At 75.8% G+C, this 18,191-nt stretch carries 15 protein-coding genes; 11 read left to right on the forward strand and 4 right to left on the reverse strand.

The window, feature by feature from the left end; all coding sequences use genetic code 11:
• The first annotated feature begins 284 nt into the window (after positions 1-284).
• The 6 genes from NT8_RS05030 to NT8_RS05055 all read left to right on the forward strand — a co-directional run bounded on the left by NT8_RS05030 (position 285) and on the right by NT8_RS05055 (position 6,240).
• Positions 285-1,283, forward strand: a complete 999-nt coding sequence (locus NT8_RS05030) for a sensor histidine kinase (protein ID WP_394326566.1) — start codon at positions 285-287, stop codon at positions 1,281-1,283.
• On the forward strand, positions 1,283-2,074 hold the full coding sequence (locus NT8_RS05035; protein WP_067964754.1) for a LytR/AlgR family response regulator transcription factor: 792 nt from the start codon (positions 1,283-1,285) through the stop codon (positions 2,072-2,074). The genes NT8_RS05030 and NT8_RS05035 overlap by 1 nt, the downstream gene beginning before the upstream one ends.
• On the forward strand, positions 2,071-2,421 hold the full coding sequence (locus tag NT8_RS05040; RefSeq protein WP_067964755.1) for a hypothetical protein: 351 nt from the start codon (positions 2,071-2,073) through the stop codon (positions 2,419-2,421). The genes NT8_RS05035 and NT8_RS05040 overlap by 4 nt, the downstream gene beginning before the upstream one ends.
• Entirely contained in the window at positions 2,421-4,118 is a 1,698-nt protein-coding gene (locus NT8_RS05045; RefSeq protein ID WP_067964757.1) for a sodium/solute symporter, read from the forward strand. Before NT8_RS05040 ends, NT8_RS05045 begins: the two co-directional genes overlap by 1 nt.
• Before the next feature lie 158 nt (positions 4,119-4,276).
• Positions 4,277-4,621, forward strand: coding sequence for a DUF485 domain-containing protein (locus NT8_RS05050; protein ID WP_067964760.1), 345 nt, complete (start codon positions 4,277-4,279; stop codon positions 4,619-4,621).
• Positions 4,618-6,240 carry a solute symporter family protein gene (locus tag NT8_RS05055; protein ID WP_067964762.1) on the forward strand — a complete coding sequence of 541 codons (1,623 nt, stop codon included), beginning with the start codon at positions 4,618-4,620 and terminating at the stop codon, positions 6,238-6,240. Before NT8_RS05050 ends, NT8_RS05055 begins: the two co-directional genes overlap by 4 nt.
• A gap of 133 nt (positions 6,241-6,373) precedes the next feature.
• Here NT8_RS05055 and NT8_RS05060 read toward each other — a convergent pair whose 3' ends face one another.
• Entirely contained in the window at positions 6,374-7,363 is a 990-nt protein-coding gene (locus NT8_RS05060; protein ID WP_067964764.1) for a LacI family DNA-binding transcriptional regulator, read from the reverse strand.
• A gap of 187 nt (positions 7,364-7,550) precedes the next feature.
• Between NT8_RS05060 and NT8_RS05065 the strand changes: the two genes are divergently transcribed.
• Positions 7,551-8,966: a glycoside hydrolase family 16 protein gene (locus tag NT8_RS05065; protein WP_067964766.1), complete on the forward strand. Its 1,416-nt coding sequence runs from the start codon at positions 7,551-7,553 to the stop codon at positions 8,964-8,966.
• A gap of 38 nt (positions 8,967-9,004) precedes the next feature.
• Here NT8_RS05065 and NT8_RS05070 read toward each other — a convergent pair whose 3' ends face one another.
• On the reverse strand, positions 9,005-9,748 hold the full coding sequence (locus NT8_RS05070) for a class F sortase (protein WP_067964768.1): 744 nt from the start codon (positions 9,746-9,748) through the stop codon (positions 9,005-9,007).
• Between the two features lie 3 nt (positions 9,749-9,751).
• Positions 9,752-10,147, reverse strand: coding sequence for a hypothetical protein (locus NT8_RS05075; RefSeq protein ID WP_067964770.1), 396 nt, complete (start codon positions 10,145-10,147; stop codon positions 9,752-9,754).
• Positions 10,148-10,483: 336 nt separating this feature from the next.
• Here NT8_RS05075 and fdh point away from each other — a divergent pair, with 336 nt between their 5' ends.
• The 3 genes from fdh to nrfD all read left to right on the forward strand — a co-directional run bounded on the left by fdh (position 10,484) and on the right by nrfD (position 15,785).
• The gene (gene fdh, locus NT8_RS05080) at positions 10,484-13,732 is read left to right on the forward strand and encodes a formate dehydrogenase (protein WP_067964772.1); all 3,249 of its coding nucleotides are present in this window, start codon (positions 10,484-10,486) and stop codon (positions 13,730-13,732) included.
• 71 nt (positions 13,733-13,803) lie between these two features.
• Positions 13,804-14,652, forward strand: coding sequence for a 4Fe-4S dicluster domain-containing protein (locus tag NT8_RS05085; protein WP_067964799.1), 849 nt, complete (start codon positions 13,804-13,806; stop codon positions 14,650-14,652).
• Positions 14,649-15,785 (forward strand): NrfD/PsrC family molybdoenzyme membrane anchor subunit, encoded by a 1,137-nt coding sequence (nrfD, locus tag NT8_RS05090; protein WP_067964774.1) that lies wholly within the window; start codon positions 14,649-14,651, stop codon positions 15,783-15,785. Before NT8_RS05085 ends, nrfD begins: the two co-directional genes overlap by 4 nt.
• Positions 15,786-15,795: 10 nt before the next feature.
• Here nrfD and NT8_RS05095 read toward each other — a convergent pair whose 3' ends face one another.
• Positions 15,796-17,205: an FAD-binding oxidoreductase gene (locus NT8_RS05095; protein WP_067964776.1), complete on the reverse strand. Its 1,410-nt coding sequence runs from the start codon at positions 17,203-17,205 to the stop codon at positions 15,796-15,798.
• 286 nt (positions 17,206-17,491) lie between these two features.
• Between NT8_RS05095 and NT8_RS05100 the strand changes: the two genes are divergently transcribed.
• Entirely contained in the window at positions 17,492-18,160 is a 669-nt protein-coding gene (locus NT8_RS05100; RefSeq protein ID WP_067964778.1) for an AIM24 family protein, read from the forward strand.
• Positions 18,161-18,191: the final 31 nt, after the last annotated feature.

Consider the following 18,191-nt stretch of genomic DNA (forward strand, 5'->3'; position numbering starts at 1 on the left):
CCTGACGTACGTGATGCCCACGACCTTCGGCGACCACCGTAGGATCAAGGGGCCCGGCAGGACACGGGCCGCACGGCCACCAGTAGCGTTTCCGCGACGGACGGCGCGGCGGGCGCGACGAACGGTCGCCCGACGCGTGTCCACCACCACACCGCCCCATCCGCATCCCCCGGCCAGTGATGATGAGAACCCCCATGCAGCCGCCGGACCGGCACCCGGACCGGCACCGCCGCCGCCCGACCACGGGGTGGCGGCCGCGGTCGCGCCCCGACCCGCTGGCCGCGCTGCGCACCGCCCGCGGCGTCGCCGACGACCTCAAGGACGGGCTCGCCGGGGCGGGCGCCCACCGCGCGGTGCGACGGCTGCGGCGGCTGCTCGGCGTCCCCGGGCTGGCCGTCGCCGACCTGTCCGGCCGACTGCAGTGGGCCGGCCGCCCGGCGCCCGCCACCACCGCCGCCCCGCTGGTCGAGGAGGTCCTGCACGCCGAGGCCCCCCGCGGCGGCCCCGCGCTGACCGTGGTGCCGCTGCACGTCGACGACCAGCTCGCCGGGGTCCTCGCCGTCACCGGCCGCGTCCGCGGCGCGGTGGTGCGCGAGGCCGCCGCCTGGGTCACCGACGCGCTGCGCCGCGCCCGGCTGGAGGCGTCGGCCGAGCAGGCCGCCCGCGCCGAACTGCGGGCCCTGCGCGCCGAGATCTCCCCGCACTTCGTCTACAACGCGCTGACCGTCATCGCGTCGCTGGTCAGCTCCGACCCCGACCGCGCCCGCGAGCTGATGGTCGACTTCGCCGACTACACCCGCTACAGCCTGGCCCGGCACGGCGAGTACACCACCCTCTCCGACGAGTTCCACGCCATCGAGACCTACCTGGCGCTGCAGCGGGCCGTGCTCGGCGACCGGCTGCGCGTGCAGGTCCGCGTCGCCCCCGAGGTGCTGGGCGTCGCGGTGCCCTACCTGGTGCTGCAGCCCCTGGTCGAGAACGCCGTGCGGCACGGCATCGAACCCCGCGCCGGCGCCCCCGGGCTGGTGCAGGTGTCGGGCGAGGCCGAGGGCGGCGACTGCGTCATCGCGGTCGAGGACGACGGCGTCGGCATGGACCCCGCCGCCGCCGAGGCCGTCCTCGCCGGGCGCGGCAGCGCGGGCAGCGTCGGCCTGGCCAACGTCGACCGCCGCCTGCGGCACGTCTACGGCGCCTGGTACGGGCTGGTGGTCGAGACCCAGGTCGGCGCGGGCACCCGGGTCGTGGTGCGCGTGCCCCGATTCCAGCCGGGAGTGATGCCGTGATGCCGTCCGCCCCGGGGCTGCGGGTGCTGGCCGTCGACGACGTCCGCCCGGCCCTCGACGAACTCTGCCGGCTGCTGCGCCGCGCCCCCGAGGTGGCCGAGGTCGTCGGCGCCGCCGACCCCCTCGACGCGCTCCGCTCCCTCCAGGGCGACCGGTTCGACGCGGTGTTCCTGGACATCTCCATGCCCGGCCTGGACGGCATCGAGCTGGCGTCGCTGCTGGCCAAGCTGAGCGAGCCGCCGGTCATCGTGTTCGTGACCGCGCACGAGGAGCACGCCGTCACCGCCTACGGCATCGGCGCCGTCGACTACCTGCTCAAGCCGGTGCGCGCCGAGCGGCTGGCCACCGCGCTGACCAAGGTCGTCCGCATGGCTGGCACCCGCTCCGCCGCCGGGCCCGGCGCCGACCGCCCCGAGACCATGCCGGTCATCGCCGTGGAGGCCGCCGGCCGCACCCGCTACGTGCGCCGCGGTGACGTCCGCTTCGCCGAGGCCAACGGCGACTACGTGCGGCTGCACACCGCCTCGGGCGCGCACCTGGTGCGCATGCCCATCTCCCGGCTGGAGGAGTACTGGGCGCCCGCCGGGTTCCTCCGGGTGCACCGCGGCTACCTGGTCGCGCTGGCCGCCGTCCGGGAGCTGCGCAGCGACTCCGTCGGCGGCCTGCTGGCCCACACCGACCTGGGCGACGTGCCGGTCAGCCGGCGGCACGCCCGCGAGCTGCGCGAACGGCTGCTGAGCGCCGCCCGCAGCGGCGAGTTCGACGGCGCCGGACCGGGGCGGCCCGGATGACCCGCGTGCGCCGGGTCGCCGTGTCGAGTCCGCAGACCCGGCTCGCCCACGCGCGCGGCCGGGCGCGCGGCCGGTGGCGGGTGCCGGCGCTCGACCCCGGCGACGCCGAGCGCGCCGCCGCCCTGTACCGCCGGCAGCGGGCCATCGGCCTGCCGGTGCTGCTCGCCCTCGCCGGTCTGCTGCTGGGGCTGCCGCTGGTGTTCACCGCCTGGCCGGCGCTCGACACCGTGCGGCTGCTCGGCGTCCCGGTGTCGTGGCTGCTGCTGGCCGTGCTGCCCTACCCGGCCATGGCGCTGCTGGCCTTCGCCCAGCTCCGCGCCGCCGAGCGCGCGGAGCGGCGGCGGTGATGGCGGCCCTCGCCGCCGTCGCCCTGGTGGTCCTGGGCACCCTGCTCATCGGGGTGCGCGGGGTGGCGGCGCTGCGCACCACCTCCGACTTCCTGGTGGCCTCGCGCCGGGTGTCGCCGCTGCTGAACTCGGCCGCAGTGTCCGGCGAGTACCTGTCGGCGGCGTCGTTCCTCGGGGTCGCCGGGCTGTTCGTCAAGGACGGGGTGGGCGCCCTGTGGTACCCGGTGGGGTTCACCGCCGGGTACGTCGCCATGCTCGTCCTCGTGGCCGCGCCGATGCGGCGCACGGGCGCGCTCACCGTCCCCGACTTCGCCGAGGCCCGCCTCGCCTCGCCCGCGCTGCGGCGGATCACCGCGGTCGTCGTGCTGGTCATCGGCGGCCTGTACGCGGTGCCGCAGTTCAGCGCGGCCGGGCAGGTGCTCGCCGCGGTCACCACCTGGCCCTACTGGGCGGGGGTGGTGATCGCCGGGGCGGCGGTCAGCGTCACCCTCGCGCTCGGCGGGATGCGGGCCGCGACCTACGTGCAGGCCTTCCAGTTCGGGCTCAAGCTGCTGCTGTTCATCGTCCCCGCGGTCTGGCTGGTGGCGCAGGCCGGGCCGGAGGTGCGGACCGCCGCCCTGCACCCGGTGGAGTTCACCCGCTTCGCCGCCGACACCCCGGTGTCCTTCCAGACCGACGCGGTGCTGCTGGTCGACGAGCCCACCCCGGTGCACCGCCCCGACGGGACCGCCGACGTGCTGACGTCCGGCCGGCACGCCGTGGCGGCCGGCACCGTCCTGGTGTTCCCCGAGGGCGCGGCGGTCCCCGAGACCGGCGGCGGGCCCCCGCCCGGCGGCGACGACTGGGCGCGGCCGCTGCTCGACCCGAACGACACCGGGCACCCGGTGCTGGGCACCTGGGCGGTGCTCATCGCCACCGCCCTGGGCACCATGGGCCTGCCGCACGTGCTCATGCGGTTCCACACCAGCCCCGACGGCCGCGCCGCCCGGCGCACCGCCGCGATCACCGTCGCCCTGCTCGGCGTGTTCTACCTGTTCCCCGGCGTCTACGGGGCCCTGGGCCGGGTGCTGGTGCCGGAGCTGTACCTGTCCGGGGCGACCGACACCGTGGTGGTGGCGCTGCCCAGCCGGGTCGACCCCGGGTGGGGCGGCACGGTGATGACGTCGCTGCTCACCATGGGCGCCTTCGCCGCGTTCCTCGCCACCTCCCTCGGCCTGCTGCTGGTGATGTCGGGCGCCATCGCCCACGACCTGCTGCCCGGCGGGCTGCGCGGACTGCGGATCACGGTCGTGCCGGTCGCCGCCGTCACCGTGCTGCTCGCGCTCCAGGCGGCCGCCATCGACGCGGGCACCCTGGTGACCTGGGGGTTCACCGTCGCGGCCTCCACCTTCTGCCCGCTGCTGGTGCTCGGGATATGGTGGCCGCGGCTGACCACCGCCGGCGCGATCACCGGGGTGCTGACCGGGCTGCTCGCCTCCTGCGGCGCGATCGCCGTGGCGCTGTTCGGGCCGCCCGTCGACGGGGTGTGGGGGCTGCTCGTGACCCGCCCGGCGCCGTGGTCGGTGCCCCTGGCGTTCGCCGCCACCGCGGCCGTGTCGCTGTGCGGCCGCCCCGCGCCGTGGTCGCGCGCCGCCCTGCTCCGGCTCCACCTCGACGAGGACACCCGCGCCCGCGGCACCGGGCGCCGGCCCGGCTGAGCGCCGCTCGTCGCGGCGGGGGCGCCGTTCGTCGCCCGTTCGTCGCGCCGCGCGCGGTTCCGGCCCCGCCGGGCTGTCCTCCGGCCCGCCTCCTCCCTACTGTGGCGTGGAACACATGTGTCCCCGGACACACCGAACGCCCCCGCGGAGGTTCTGCTGTGACGAGTACGGAAAGGGACGTCGGGAATCCGCCCGGCGAGGACTGGGAGGCGGTGCAGGCGAGCCCCGAGTTCACCGAGCTGCGCCGCCGGCTCCGGGTCTTCGTCTTCCCGATGACCGCGTTCTTCCTCGGCTGGTACCTGCTCTACGTCCTGGTCGCCGACTACGCCCACGACTTCATGGCCATCAAGCTCGTCGGCAACATCAACGTCGGCCTGGTCTTCGGCCTGCTCCAGTTCGTGTCGACGTTCGTCATCACCGGCCTGTACGTGCGCTACGCCAACCGCCGGCTCGACCCGCTGGCCGCCGGCATCCGCGAGCGGCTCGAGGGGAGCGGCGAATGAACGGCGGGACGAACCTGGCCCAGACCGCGATCGAGGGCATCAACCCGGGCCTGAACATGGCCATCTTCGGCGCCTTCGTGGCGATCACCCTCATCATCGTGTTCCGCGCCAGCCGCAACACCAAGACGGCGTCGGACTACTACGCGGCCGGGCGCGCCTTCAGCGGCCCGCAGAACGGCATCGCCATCGCGGGCGACTACCTGTCGGCGGCGTCCTTCCTCGGTATCTGCGGCGCCATCGCCCTCAACGGCTACGACGGGTTCCTCTACTCCATCGGGTTCCTGGTCGCCTGGCTGGTGGCCCTGCTGCTCGTCGCCGAACTGCTCCGCAACACCGGCAAGTTCACCATGGGCGACGTGCTCGCCTTCCGGATGCGGCAGCGCCCGGTGCGGGCCGCGGCCGCCATCTCCACGCTCGCCGTCTCCTTCTTCTACCTGCTCGCGCAGATGGCGGGCGGCGGCAGCCTGGTCAACCTGCTGCTCGGGATCACCGGCGCCGCGGGGCAGGCCGCCGTGATCGCCGCCGTCGGCGTCGTCATGATCCTCTACGTGCTCATCGGCGGTATGAAGGGCACCACCTGGGTGCAGATCATCAAGGCCGTGCTGCTCATCAGCGGCGCGTTCGCGATGACGGTGTGGGTGCTCGCCCTCTACGGGTTCAACCTGTCCGACCTGCTCGCCGACGCGGTGGCCATGGAGGGCGGCAAGGGCGAGGCGCTGCTGGCGCCCGGCGCCCAGTACGGCGTCAGCGAGATCACCAAGCTCAACTTCCTCTCGCTGGGCATCGCCCTGGTGCTGGGCACCGCGGGCCTGCCGCACGTGCTGATGCGCTTCTACACCGTGCCCACGGCCAAGGAGGCCCGCCGCTCGGTCGTGTGGGCCATCGGCCTCATCGGCGTGTTCTACCTGTTCACCCTGGTCCTCGGGTACGGTGCGGGCGCGCTGGTGGGGGCCGAGCGCATCACCTCGGCACCCGGTGGAGTGAACTCGGCGGCACCCCTGCTCGCGCTCCAACTGGGCGGCCCGGTGCTCCTCGGGTTCATCGCGGCGGTGGCGTTCGCGACCATCCTCGCGGTCGTCGCCGGGCTCACCATCACCGCGTCCGCGTCCTTCGCCCACGACGTCTACGCCAACGTCATCAAGAAGGGCAAGGTCGACGACAAGAACGCCGAGGTGCGGGTGGCCCGGGTGACCGCCCTGGTGATCGGCGCGGTGTCGATCGTCGGTGGCATCCTGGCCCGCGAGCAGAACGTGGCGTTCCTGGTGGCGCTCGCCTTCGCGGTCGCGGCCTCGGCCAACCTGCCGACGATCCTGTACTCGCTGTTCTGGCGGCGCTTCAACACGGCCGGCGCCCTGTGGAGCATCTACGGCGGCCTGGCCGTCACCATCACCCTCATCGTGTTCTCCCCGGCGGTGTCCGGGGCCGAGACCTCGATGATCAAGGGGGTGGACTTCTCCTGGTTCCCGCTGGAGAATCCGGGCCTGGTCTCCATCCCGCTGTCGTTCCTGCTCGGCTGGCTCGGTACGGTGCTGAGCAAGCCGGGTGACCGGGCGAAGCAGGCCGAGATGGAGGTCCGCTCGCTCACCGGTGTAGGGGCGGAGAAGGCGACCGCGCACTGACCCCTCACCCCGGCGGCGGCCGTTCCGGCTCTCCACTCCTCCCCTTGCCCGGGACGGCCGTCCAACGCGGCCCCGGCGGCATCCGCCGCCGGGGCCGTCCGTTCGCGGGGTGCGCGGAGGCGGCGGCGCGCGGTCAGCCGGAGTCGCGGACGACCAGCTCGGTCGGCAGCACCACGCGGTCGGCGCCGCGCTCGCGCGGCGGGGTCAGCAGCAGCCGCACCATGGCGGTGGCCTGCTCGACCACCGGGTGGCGGACCGTGGTCAGCGGCGGCTCGGTGAACCGCGCCGCCTCGATGTCGTCGAACCCGACCACGGCGACGTCGTCGGGCACCCGGCGGCCCGCCCGGCGCAGCGCCCGCAGCGCCCCGATGGCCATGAGGTCGTTGGCGGCGAACACGGCGTCCAGGCCGGGGTCGGCCGCCAGCAGCCGCTCCATCGCGTCGGCCCCCGACGCCCGGGTGAAGTCGCCCTCGGCCACCAGCTCGGGGCCGCCCTCCAGCGCGTCGCGGTACCCCGCGAGGCGGTCCTGGCCGCCGATCATGTCGCCCGGCCCGGCGATGGTGGCGATCCGGCGGCGGCCGGTGGCGCGCAGGTGGCGTACCGCCTGGGCGGCGCCGCCCCGGTTGTCGTTGTCGGCGTGCGGTAGGTCGACCGCCACGGCAGGCCGGCCGTAGGAGACCACGGGCACGCCCAGCCGCATGATCGCGGCGGGCAGCGCGTCGCCGCCGTGCATGGACACGAACATCACGCCGTCGACGTGGCCGCCGGCGACGTAGCGCTCGACGCGCTCCTGCGCGGGGGTGGAGCTGGCCAGCATCAGCACCACCTGCTTGCCGGCCTTCTCCAGTTCGCTGCCCGCGGTGCGCACCACCAGGGAGAACAGCGGGTCGTCGGAGAACACCCGCGTGGGGGGCTCGGAGACCACCAGGGCGATCGAGTCGGTCCGCTGTGTGACCAGGCTGCGGGCCGCGGAGTTGGGCACGTAGCCCAGCTCGTCGACCGCGCGCAGCACGGCGTCGCGGATCTCGGGGTCGACGGTCGTCCGCCCGTTCACCACCCGCGACACGGTCGCCCGGGAGACCCCGGCCCGCGCCGCGACCGCCTCCAGCGTCGGACGTCGCATCGTGCCCCCTCGTCTGCCGTGCGGGCCGCTCCGGGACCGCGTGCCGGACACCCTAGTGCGCGCGGCCGACGCTCCGAAGGGGCCGGAACGCCGGGAAGCCCTTGCCCGAACGGTGTGTCGCATGTCATATTCGGCGCGTGAGAGAGCGCTCTCTCGCCTTCCTTCGACCCCACCGAACGAGGTCGCCATGGACATCCCCCGCCCCCACCGACCCCGCCCCCACCGACCCCCCGGCCGCCGGCGCCTGCTCGCCGCCTGGTGCGCCGCCCTCGTCCCGGCGCTCGCCGCCGGGGCCGCCACCGCGCCCGCGGCCCAGGCCGATGTCCCGCCCCCGCCCGCCGGCTGGGACCTCGTCTGGAGCGACGACTTCAACGGGGCCGCCGGCAGCCTGCCCGCCGCCGACCGGTGGATCATCGACACCGGCACCTCCTACCCCGGCGGCCCCGCCAACTGGGGCACCGGCGAGGTGCAGACCTACACCAGCGACCCCGCCAACCTCAGCCTCGACGGCACCGGCAACCTGCGGATCACCCCCCGGCGCGACGCGTCCGGCCAGTGGACCTCCGGCCGCATCGAGACCCGCCGCGCCGACTTCAAGCCCGCCGAGGGCCAGTCGCTGCGCATCGAGGGCCGCCTGCAGATGCCGAACATCACCGGTGAGGCCGCCCTCGGCTACTGGCCCGCGTTCTGGGCGCTCGGCTCGCCCTACCGGGGCAACTACTGGAACTGGCCGGCGATCGGCGAGTTCGACGTCATGGAGAACGTCAACGGCATCAACTCCGTGTGGGGCGTCCTGCACTGCGGGGTCAACCCCGGCGGGCCGTGCAACGAGACCAGCGGCCTCGGCGCGAGCACCCCCTGCCCCGGGTCGACCTGCCAGTCCGGCTTCCACACCTACGCCTTCGAGTGGGACCGCACCGGCGCCGTCGAGTCGTTCCGCTGGACGGTCGACGGACAGCGGTTCCACAGCGTCAGCGAATCCCAGTTCGACGCCACCACCTGGCAGAACATGACCGCCCACGCCGGGTACTTCCTGCTGCTCAACGTCGCCATGGGCGGCGCCTTCCCCGACGGCGTCCAGGGGTCGCGCACGCCCACCGCCGCCACCCGGCCCGGCGTGCCGATGGTCGTCGACTACGTCGCGGTGTGGGCCACCGGCGAGGGCGGCGGCGAACCCGGGCCCGGCGTCCGCGACGCCCGCTCCACCATCCAGGCCGAGGACCACCAGTTCCAGACCGGCACCGGCACCGAGGCCACCACCGACACCGGGGGCGGGTCCAACGTCTCCCGGATCAGCAACGGCGACGTGCTCCGCTACGACGACATCGCGTTCGGCGACACCCCCGCCCGCCAGTTCCGGGCCCGGGTCGCCTCCGGCGCCGCCGGGGGAGTCAGCGGGCTCGTGCAGATCCGGCTCGGCAGCCCCACGGCACCGCCCATCGGCGACTTCTCCGTCGGCTCCACCGGCGGCTGGCAGTCCTGGCGCACCGTGCCCGCCGACATCAGCCCCACCACCGGCACCCACGACGTCTACCTGACGTTCGCCAGCGGCCAGCCCGCCGACTTCGTCAACCTCAACCACTTCACCTTCGCCACCCCCTGACCGGCCCCGCCGCGGGCGCCCCGCCGGGGCGCCCGCGGTCACCCGGCGCGGACGCCCGTGTCCGGTGGGCCTTCGGCGCCGGTGTGCCGGGCGTAGACGACCAGGTTGTCGTCGTAGTGCCGGGTCGCGGTGTCGAACCGTCCCGCGCAGGTGATCAGCCGCAGTTCGGCGCGGCCGTGCTCCGCGCCGTAGACCGCCGCGCTGGGGAACGCGTCCTTGCGGTAGCTCTCCACCGCGTAGACCGTGAAGAGCGCCGCCGTGCCGTCGGCGCGGTCGACCGCCACCTCGTCGCCGGGGCGCAGCGCGTGCAGGCCGTGGAACACCGCCGGACCGGCGTCGGAGTCGACGTGGCCGGCGAGGATCGCGGTGCCCTCCTGCCCCGGTGCCGCGCCGTCGGCGTACCAGCCCACCGCCTCCCACGGGCCCGGCGCCTCCAGCCGGCGCTCCACCGTCAGCCCCAGACCGAGCAGCCGGTCGGTGTGCAGCCCGATCGCCGGGACGCGCAGACCCACCGGTTCGGCGCGGGGCATGGGCGCCGGCGCGCGGCCGCCGAGCGCGGGGAGGGCCGCCGCCGCGGCGTCGGGTGCGGCGGCGGCGCCACCGGGGGCGGCCGCCGGGCCGTCCGCCGCCGCCGACGGCGCGGGCTCCGGCCCGCCCGGTGCCGGCGGGCGCCCGTCCGCCAGGCCGGTGGTGATCAGCGCGGCCCCCATGACCGCGCAGGCGACCGCGAGCGCCGGGGCGACCTCGCCCCGGCGCTCGCGCGGCCGCTCGTGCCGGCCCACGCGCTACCCGCTCCGGCGCGGCAGGCGGGCCGCCAGGACGGCCGCGGCCGCCACCAGCAGGGCGCCGCCCGCGCCGACCAGGGCCGCCCCCTGCCCGCCGCCCGCCGTGCCGCCGCCCCCGGCGTCGACGCCGCCGACCGGTGCGGCGCCGTCACCGCCGGGCACCCCCGACGGGTCGGGGGACGGGATCGGTGTCGGCCGCGGCGACGGGTCGGGGGACGGCACGCCGCCCTCCGCCCCGCACCCGGTGCCGGTGTCCCGCGTGCAGTCGGCGGCGGACACCACGGCCCGCAGCGGTACCCCGTCGCCGGCGGCCGCCGGCGGTGCCGGGGCCACGGCGACCACCGCGCCGCAGGCCAGTGCCGCGGCGGCGCGCGCCGCGGTTCGGGCTGGATTCATGGTGCACTCCCCTGTTCGCGGCGGGACCGGCCCGGCGGCCGCACGTATCGGCGGACCGGGCCGGGCCCCGCCAGGACGTCCGCCCCACCTGCCGCGCCGGGTCGCATGCCCGCTACCATGAGTGGCAAAACATGTGCGCGCAGTGACGGTCCTTCTCGGGTGGGGCGCCGGCCGCCCCGGCGGCGCGCCGCGATCCGCGGCGGCCGCGCGGTTTCCGCGGCGGTGCGCCGGGTAGCCGGGGCGGCATCGGCGACCGGGCGGCGGGTCGGCCGCGCGGCCGACCGCACGCGCGACCGGGCCGGCGGCGCACACCGGCGGCTCCGGAGGGGAGTGGCGATGGGGGTCCGAAGCTGGATCGGCGGATGGCCGGTCTACCGGCAGTTGACGGGCGACGACCCGCTGGGACGGGGGTCGGCCGCCACGTCGGCCCGGACCGCCGCCCTGCGCCCCCGCACCGCCGAGGCCGACGACGTCGTCCCCTCCGTCTGCCCCTACTGCGCGGTGGGCTGCGGCCAGCAGGTCTACGTCCGCGACGGCGAGGTCGTGCAGATCGAGGGCGACCCCGGCTCACCCATCAGCCGCGGCCGCCTCTGCCCCAAGGGCTCGGCCACCCTCCAGCTCACCACCGGCCCCACCCGCGAGCACACGGTCCTCTACCGGGCGCCGCACGCCGCCGACTGGACCGAACTCGACCTGGACACCGCCATGGACATGGTGGCGGACCGGGTGATCGACGCGCGGCGCCGCTCCTGGCAGTGGGAGCACGAGGGCGCCACCGTCAACCGCACCATGGGCATCGCGAGCCTCGGCGGGGCCACCCTCGACAACGAGGAGAACTACCTCATCAAGAAGCTCCTCACCGGGCTCGGGGTGGTCCAGGTCGAGAACCAGGCGCGGGTCTGCCACAGCTCCACCGTCTCGGGCCTGGGCACCTCGTTCGGGCGCGGCGGCGCCACCACGTTCATGCAGGACCTCCAGCACGCCGACTGCATCGTCATCGAGGGCTCCAACTACGCCGAGGCGCACCCGGTGGGCTTCCAATGGGTCATGGAGGCCAAGGCGCGCGGCGCCGCGGTCATCCACGTCGACCCGCGGTTCACCCGCACCAGCGCCCTCGCCGACCTGCACGTGCCCATCCGCGCGGGCAGCGACATCGCCTTCCTCGGCGGCATCATCAACCACGTGCTGAGCGAGGACGAATACTTCCGCGAGTACCTGCTCACCTTCACCAACGCGGCGACCATCGTCGGCGAGGACTTCGCCGACACCGAGGACCTCGACGGCCTGTTCTCCGGGTTCGACCCCGAGCAGCGCAGCTACGACGTCATGACCTGGCAGTACGAGGGCATGCAGACCGCCGCGGCCTCCGGCGACCGCGACCAGTTCGCCGGGCGCGGCACCCACCACGACACCAAGGAGTCCGGCCGCTCCGAGCAGCAGGGCGCGGGCGGCGCCGCCATCGAGGGCGAGTGGCCCCGCCGCGACGACACGCTCACCGACCCCAAGTGCGTCTTCCAGATCCTCAAGCGGCACTACGCCCGCTACACCCCCGAGATGGTCGAGCGCGTCTGCGGCATCCCGCCCGCGACGTTCCACCGCGTCTGCCGGTACCTGACCGAGAACTCCGGGCGCGACCGCACCAGCGCCTTCTGCTACGCCGTCGGCTGGACCCAGCACTCCATGGGGTCGCAGTTCATCCGCGCCGCCTCCGTGCTCCAGCTGCTCCTCGGCAACATCGGCCGCCCCGGCGGCGGCATCCAGGCGCTGCGCGGGCACGCCAGCATCCAGGGCTCCAGCGACATCCCCACCCTGTTCAACCTGCTGCCGGGCTACATCCCGATGCCGCACGCCCACCACCACCAGGACCTCGACGCGTTCGTCCGCACCGACGCCGCCGACACCGGGTTCTGGTCGCACATGAAGTCCTACGCGGTCAGCCTGCTCAAGGCCTACTACGGCGACAACGCCACCGCCGACAACGACTTCTGCTTCGACCACCTGCCGCGCATCACCGGGTCGCACAGCACCTACGACACCGTGCTCGCCCAGATCGCCGGCGAGGTCAAGGGCTACTTCCTCATGGGCGAGAACCCGGCCGTGGGGTCGGCCAACGCCAAGGCGCAGCGCATGGGCATGGCCAACCTGGAGTGGCTCGTCGTCCGCGACTTCTCCCGCATCGAGAGCGCCACCTGGTGGAAGGACGGCCCCGAGATCGAGTCGGGGGAGCTGCGCACCGAGGACATCGCCACCGAAGTGTTCTTCTTCCCCGCCGCCTCCCACACCGAGAAGTCGGGCAGCTTCACCAACACCAACCGGGTGCTCCAGTGGCACCGCGAGGCCGTCCCGCCCAAGGGCGACGCCCGCAGCGACCTCTGGTTCGCCTACCACCTCGGCCGCATCGTCCGCGAGAAGCTGGCCGGCTCGACCGACCCCATGGACCGCCCCATCCTCGACCTCGCCTGGGACTACCCCATGGACCACGGCGACGAGCCCAGCGCCGAGGCCGTCCTCGCCGAGATCAACGGCCGCGACGCCGACGGCCGCCCGCTCAGCGCCTCCACCCAGCTCCGCGACGACGGCTCCACCTCGTGCGGCTGCTGGATCTACTGCGGCGTCTACGCCGACGGCGTCAACCAGGCGGCCCGCCGCAAACCCCACACCGAGCAGGACTGGATCTCCGCCGAATGGGGCTGGGCCTGGCCGGACAACCGCCGCACCCTGTACAACCGGGCGTCCGCCGACGCCGACGGCCGCCCGTGGAGCGAACGCAAGGCCCTGGTGTGGTGGTCGGAGGACGTGGGCCGCTGGGTCGGCCACGACGTCCCCGACTTCGAGGCCGACAAGCGCCCCGACTACCGCCCCGCCCGGGACGCCCGGGGGGTCGCCGCCCTCAGCGGCACCGACGCGTTCATCATGCAGGCCGACGGCAAGGGCTGGCTGTACGCCCCCTCGGGGCTGACCGACGGCCCGCTGCCCACCCACTACGAGCCGCAGGACTCCCCGTTCCCCAACCCGCTCTACGGGCAGCAGCGGTCCCCGGCCCGGCTCGTCTACCCGCACGAGTTCAACCGGTACCACCCCGACGCCGACGGCCCCGGCGCCGACGTCTACCCCTACGTCGTCACCACCTACCGGCTCACCGAGCACTTCACCGCCGGCGGCATGACCCGGTGGCTGCCCTACCTGGCCGAACTCCAACCCGAGTTCTTCTGCGAGGTGTCGCCCGAACTCGCCGCCGAGCGCGGGCTCACCCACACCGGGTGGGCCACCATCGTCACCGCGCGCGGCGCGATCGAGGCCCGGGTCCTCGTCACCGACCGCGTCGCCCCGCTGCGCGTCGACGGCCGCGTCCTGCACCAGATCGGGCTGCCCTACCACTGGGGGCCCAACGGGTACTCCACCGGCGACGCCGCCAACGAGCTGTCGTCCATCAGCCTCGACCCCAACTCGCACATCCAGGAGGTCAAGGCGTTCACCGCGGACATCCGGCCGGGCCGCCGGCCGCGCGGCGCCCGGCGCGACGCCCTGGTGCGCGACTACCAGGCCCGCGCGGGCGTCACCGACCTGACCGGAACGGAGGTGTGAGCGTGGCCGTCGACAGCCGCGGGACCGCGGACGCCGCGCCGCAGCACGGCAGCGGGGAGCAGCGGCCCCGCATGGGCTTCTTCACCGACACCAGCGTCTGCATCGGCTGCAAGGCGTGCGAGGTCGCGTGCAAGGAGTGGAACGCCGTCCCCGAGGACGGACTCGACTTCACCGGCATGTCCTACGACAACACCACCGGGCTGGGCGCCGACACCTGGCGGCACGTCGCCTTCATCGAGCAGCGGCGCCCCCTGGGCGCGCAGGAGACCGGCGCCGGACGCGCCCCCGTCGACCTGGGCATGCCCGCGGTCGGCCGGCCCGGCGACGACCCCGACCCCGCCACGCTCGGCGACTTCCGCTGGCTCATGTCCTCCGACGTGTGCAAGCACTGCACGCACGCCGCCTGCCTCGACGTGTGCCCCACCGGCGCCCTGTTCCGCACCGAGTTCGGCACCGTCGTCGTCCAGGAGGACGTCTGCAACGGGTGCGGGTACTGCGTGCCCGCCTGCCCCTACGGCGTCATCGACAAGCGCGAGGACGACGGCCGGGTGTGGAAGTGCACCCTGTGCTACGACCGCATCGGCGACGGCCTCGAACCCGCCTGCGCCAAGGCGTGCCCCACCGACTCCATCCAGTTCGGCGAACTCGACGAGCTGCGGGGGCGCGCCGCCGCGCGCGTCGAGCGCCTGCACGGCGAGGGCGTGTCCTCCGCCCGCCTCTACGGCGCCGACCCCGACGACGGGGTCGGCGGCGCCGGCGCCTTCTTCCTGCTGCTGGACGAGCCCGAGGTGTACGGGCTGCCGCCCGACCCGGTCGTGACCACCCGCGACCTGCCCGACATGTGGAAGCACGCCGGACTCGCCGCCCTCACTCTCCTGGCGGGCGGCGTCGCGGCGACGATCCTGGGGAGGACCCGGTGACCACCTCCGAGGTGACCCGGCAGGGCGTGCGCGGCGAGCGCCCCGGCCGCGACGCGGTGACCGGCGGCCGGCGGGCGCCGGGCCGCCGCAAGGGGCGCGGCCGCGGCGAGCGGCTCATGGTGCCCGACGCCGACTTCCGCTCCTACTACGGCCGGCCGGTCCTCAACCAGGTCGTGTGGGCCGACTACGACATCGCGGGCTACCTGTTCCTCGGCGGCCTGGCCGGCGCGTCGTCCGTCCTGGCGGCCGGCGCCGAGTTCACCGGGCGGCCCGGCCTCGCCGGCCCCCTCAAGGCCGGGGCGCTCGTCGCCATCGGCGGGTCGGTCGCCGCGCTCGTGCACGACCTCGGCCGCCCCGAGCGGTTCCTCAACATGCTGCGGATGGTCAAACCGACCTCCCCGATGAGCGTCGGCTCGTGGCTGCTCGCCGGGTACGGGCCGCTGGCCGGGGCCGCGGCGGCCGCCCACCTCGCGGGGCGGCTGCGCGGGCCGGGCCGGGCCGCGGCCCTCGGCCGCGCCCTCCGGGGACCCGGGCGGGCCGCCACCGTCGGCGCGGCCCTCCTCGGGCCGGCCGTCGCCACCTACACGGCGCCGCTCCTGTGCGACACCGCCGTGCCCGCCTGGCACGAGGGCTACCGCGAGATGCCGTTCGTCTTCGTCGGCTCCGCAGCCGCGGCGGCGGGTGGCCTGGGCATGGCCGCCGCGCCGGTCGCGCAGGCCGGCCCGGCGCGCGCCGCCGCCGTCCTGGGCGCCGGCCTGGAGCTGGCCGCGGCCGCGCGCATGCGCCGCCGCATGGGCATGGTCGGCGAGACCTACCGCACCGGCCGGGCGGGCCGGCTGATGCGCGCCGCCACCGCGCTGACCACCGCCGGCGCGCTCACCGGCGCCCTGCTGGGGCGGCGCAGCCGCGCCGCCGCGGCCGCCGCCGGCGCGGCGCTGCTCGCCGGGTCGGCGTGCACCCGGTTCGGCGTCTTCCACGCCGGAACGGCGTCGGCCGCCGACCCCAAGTACACCGTGGCGCCGCAGCGCGCCCGGATCGACGCGGCGGACGCCGACCGCGCGGCCGGCGCCGGGGGCTCCGCGGCCGGGGATGCCGGCGCCGCCGACATCCCCGTGCCCCGCGCGTCCGCCTGAGGGCGGGCGGTCACAACCCCTGGACGCGGCGGAACAGGCGGTCGGGGTCGTACACGTCCTTGGCGCGGCGCAGCCGCCGCAGCCGGTCGCCGTAGTGGGACCGCGCCCAGTCGGCCCGGGTGGCGGCGGGGCGGTCCGGGGCGCAGCCGCCCGACGTCCACGGGCGCAGCTCGGCCTCGACCCCGGCGAGCCAGTCGCGGGCGGCGACCGCGTCGGCGATCCCGGCGCCCGGCGCGGGGGCCGCCGAGTAGCGCACGTCGAACAGGCACGCCCGGTGCGCCCACGCGGTGGCGGGGTCGCCGCCGCACGCCCCGCCCAGGTGGACGATCGTGAGGAACGGGACCCCGGCGGCGGGCGGGCCGCCGGCGAGTCGGCGCACCATCGGGCCCACCGCCTCGGGCGGCAGCGGGCGGCCGAGCAGGTCGCCCCGGCGGAACACGCACGGGCCGCCGGGGCCGGGCGCCGGGGCCAGCCGCTCCCACAGGAAGTCGACCGCGTCGGGGTGGCCGCCGGTGGTGGTGCCGGTGGCCGCGGGCGGACGGCCCACCGCGCCGGAGAGCCGGGCCAGCAGCGGTGCGGCCTCGTCCGCCGAGCCCAGCCAGGCGCCGCCGACCACGGCGTCGCCGTGCGCCGGGCGGACCGCCACCTGCGAGGAGAGCCGGTCGGGCAGGGTGAGCGCCCAGGACTGCCACGCCGACACCACCTCGGCCGCGTGCTCCAGCGGCCACCCCAGCACGAAGGCGTGCACCCGCGGCGCCGGGTACGTGCGGAAGGTGAACCGGGTGACCACGCCGAAGTTGCCCGCGCCCGCCCCGCGCAGCGCCCACAGCAGCTCGGTGTGGGAGTCGGGGCCGCACTCCACGGTGCGGCCGTCGGCCAGCACCACCTCGGCGCCGACCAGGTTGTCGAGGGTGAGGCCGTAGCGGCGGCCCACGGCGCCCATACCGCCGCCCAGGGCGGCCCCCGCGATCCCGGCGTGCGGGGAGGCGCCCAGCGGCAGCATCCGGCCGTGGTCGGCCAGCACGCGGGCGACCGCCCCGCTGCGCGCCCCCGCGCCCACGCGGGCGGTGTCGCCGTCGACCTCGACCGCGTCCAGGGCGGAGACGTCGACGACCAGTCCCGGGCCGGTGCTGGAGCCCAGGCGGCAGTGGCCGCCGGAGCGCGGGTGCGGGGTGAGGCGGTGCCGCCGGGCGAACGCGAGCGCGGCCCGGACGTCGGCGGGACCGGCGCAGCGCACCACACCGCGCGGGCGGGCGAACCGGAACCGGGGGTCGGCGGCGCCGCGGACCGCGTCGTAGCCGGGGTCGCCGGGAAGGACGACCTCGCCGGCGACCTCGGCGCGCAGGTCCGCCCACGCGGCCGGATCGGGCGTGCGGCGGACGGGCGTCCTACCGGGGGGCTGCGCTGCGACGGGGTTCACCACGGCTCCTGCCTCGCGACGGGGCCGGACGCGGGACGGCGCCCGGAGGGGCCGGCGCCGCGGCGGGGTCAGGGCCGGGCGACGGGCGTCCGGGCGGCGGGCCCGCGAGCCGGAGGGCCCGGCCGCGCGGACGCAGAGGGTGACCACGCTGTCACCCCGAGTGTCAGGGTAGTGGACCGCGGCGCCCGGCGGCGGCATTCCCGGCACTCGGCCGGGTGTCGCGGGAACCGTCCGGCCCCGGGGACGTCTGTATAAGGGAGAGCCACGAAACGACGAGGGGACCCCCATGCGCAGCCACCTGTTCGAGCAGGCCCGCGAGAACACCCAGCCCGGGATGAGCCTGCAGAACCCCCGGATGCTCCGGGTCAACTTCGCCGGCGAGTTCTTCGCCCGGCAGGGCGCCATGGTCGCCTACCAGGGCGAGGTCGACTTCGCCTACCAGGGCGCCGGCGGGGTCGGCAAGTTCTTCAAGAAGGCCCTGACCGGCGAGGGGATGCCGCTGATGAAGGTCACCGGGCGCGGCGACGTGTTCCTCGCCCGCGACGCCTGGGACGTGCACGTCATCGACCTGGAGGGCGGCGGCGACTCCGTCACGGTCAACGGCGAGAACGTGCTGGCGTTCGAACCCGGCCTGCAGTGGGACATCCGCCGCGTCGAGGGCGCGGGCATCGCCGCCGGCGGCCTGTTCAACACGGTCTTCAGCGGCCAGGGCCGCATCGCCATCGCCTGCCACGGCCAGCCCGCCCTCCTCACCGTCGACCAGCCCACGTTCGTCGACACCCAGTCCGCGGTGGCGTGGTCCTCCTCGCTGAGCACCGGCGTGCGCCGCACCGTGAAGGCGGGCGCGCTCATCGGCCGCGGCAGCGGCGAGGCCGTCCAGCTGGCGTTCGAGGGCCAGGGCTTCGTCCTCGTCCAGGCGTCCGAGGGCGCCCCGCAGCCCGTCCAGGCCGGGTAGCCGCCGTCCCCCGCCGCCGCGGAGGGGGCGG

Source organism: Nocardiopsis trehalosi NBRC 14201 (genome assembly GCF_001552555.1).
In the GTDB taxonomy this organism is placed as follows: domain Bacteria; phylum Actinomycetota; class Actinomycetes; order Streptosporangiales; family Streptosporangiaceae; genus Nocardiopsis_B; species Nocardiopsis_B trehalosi.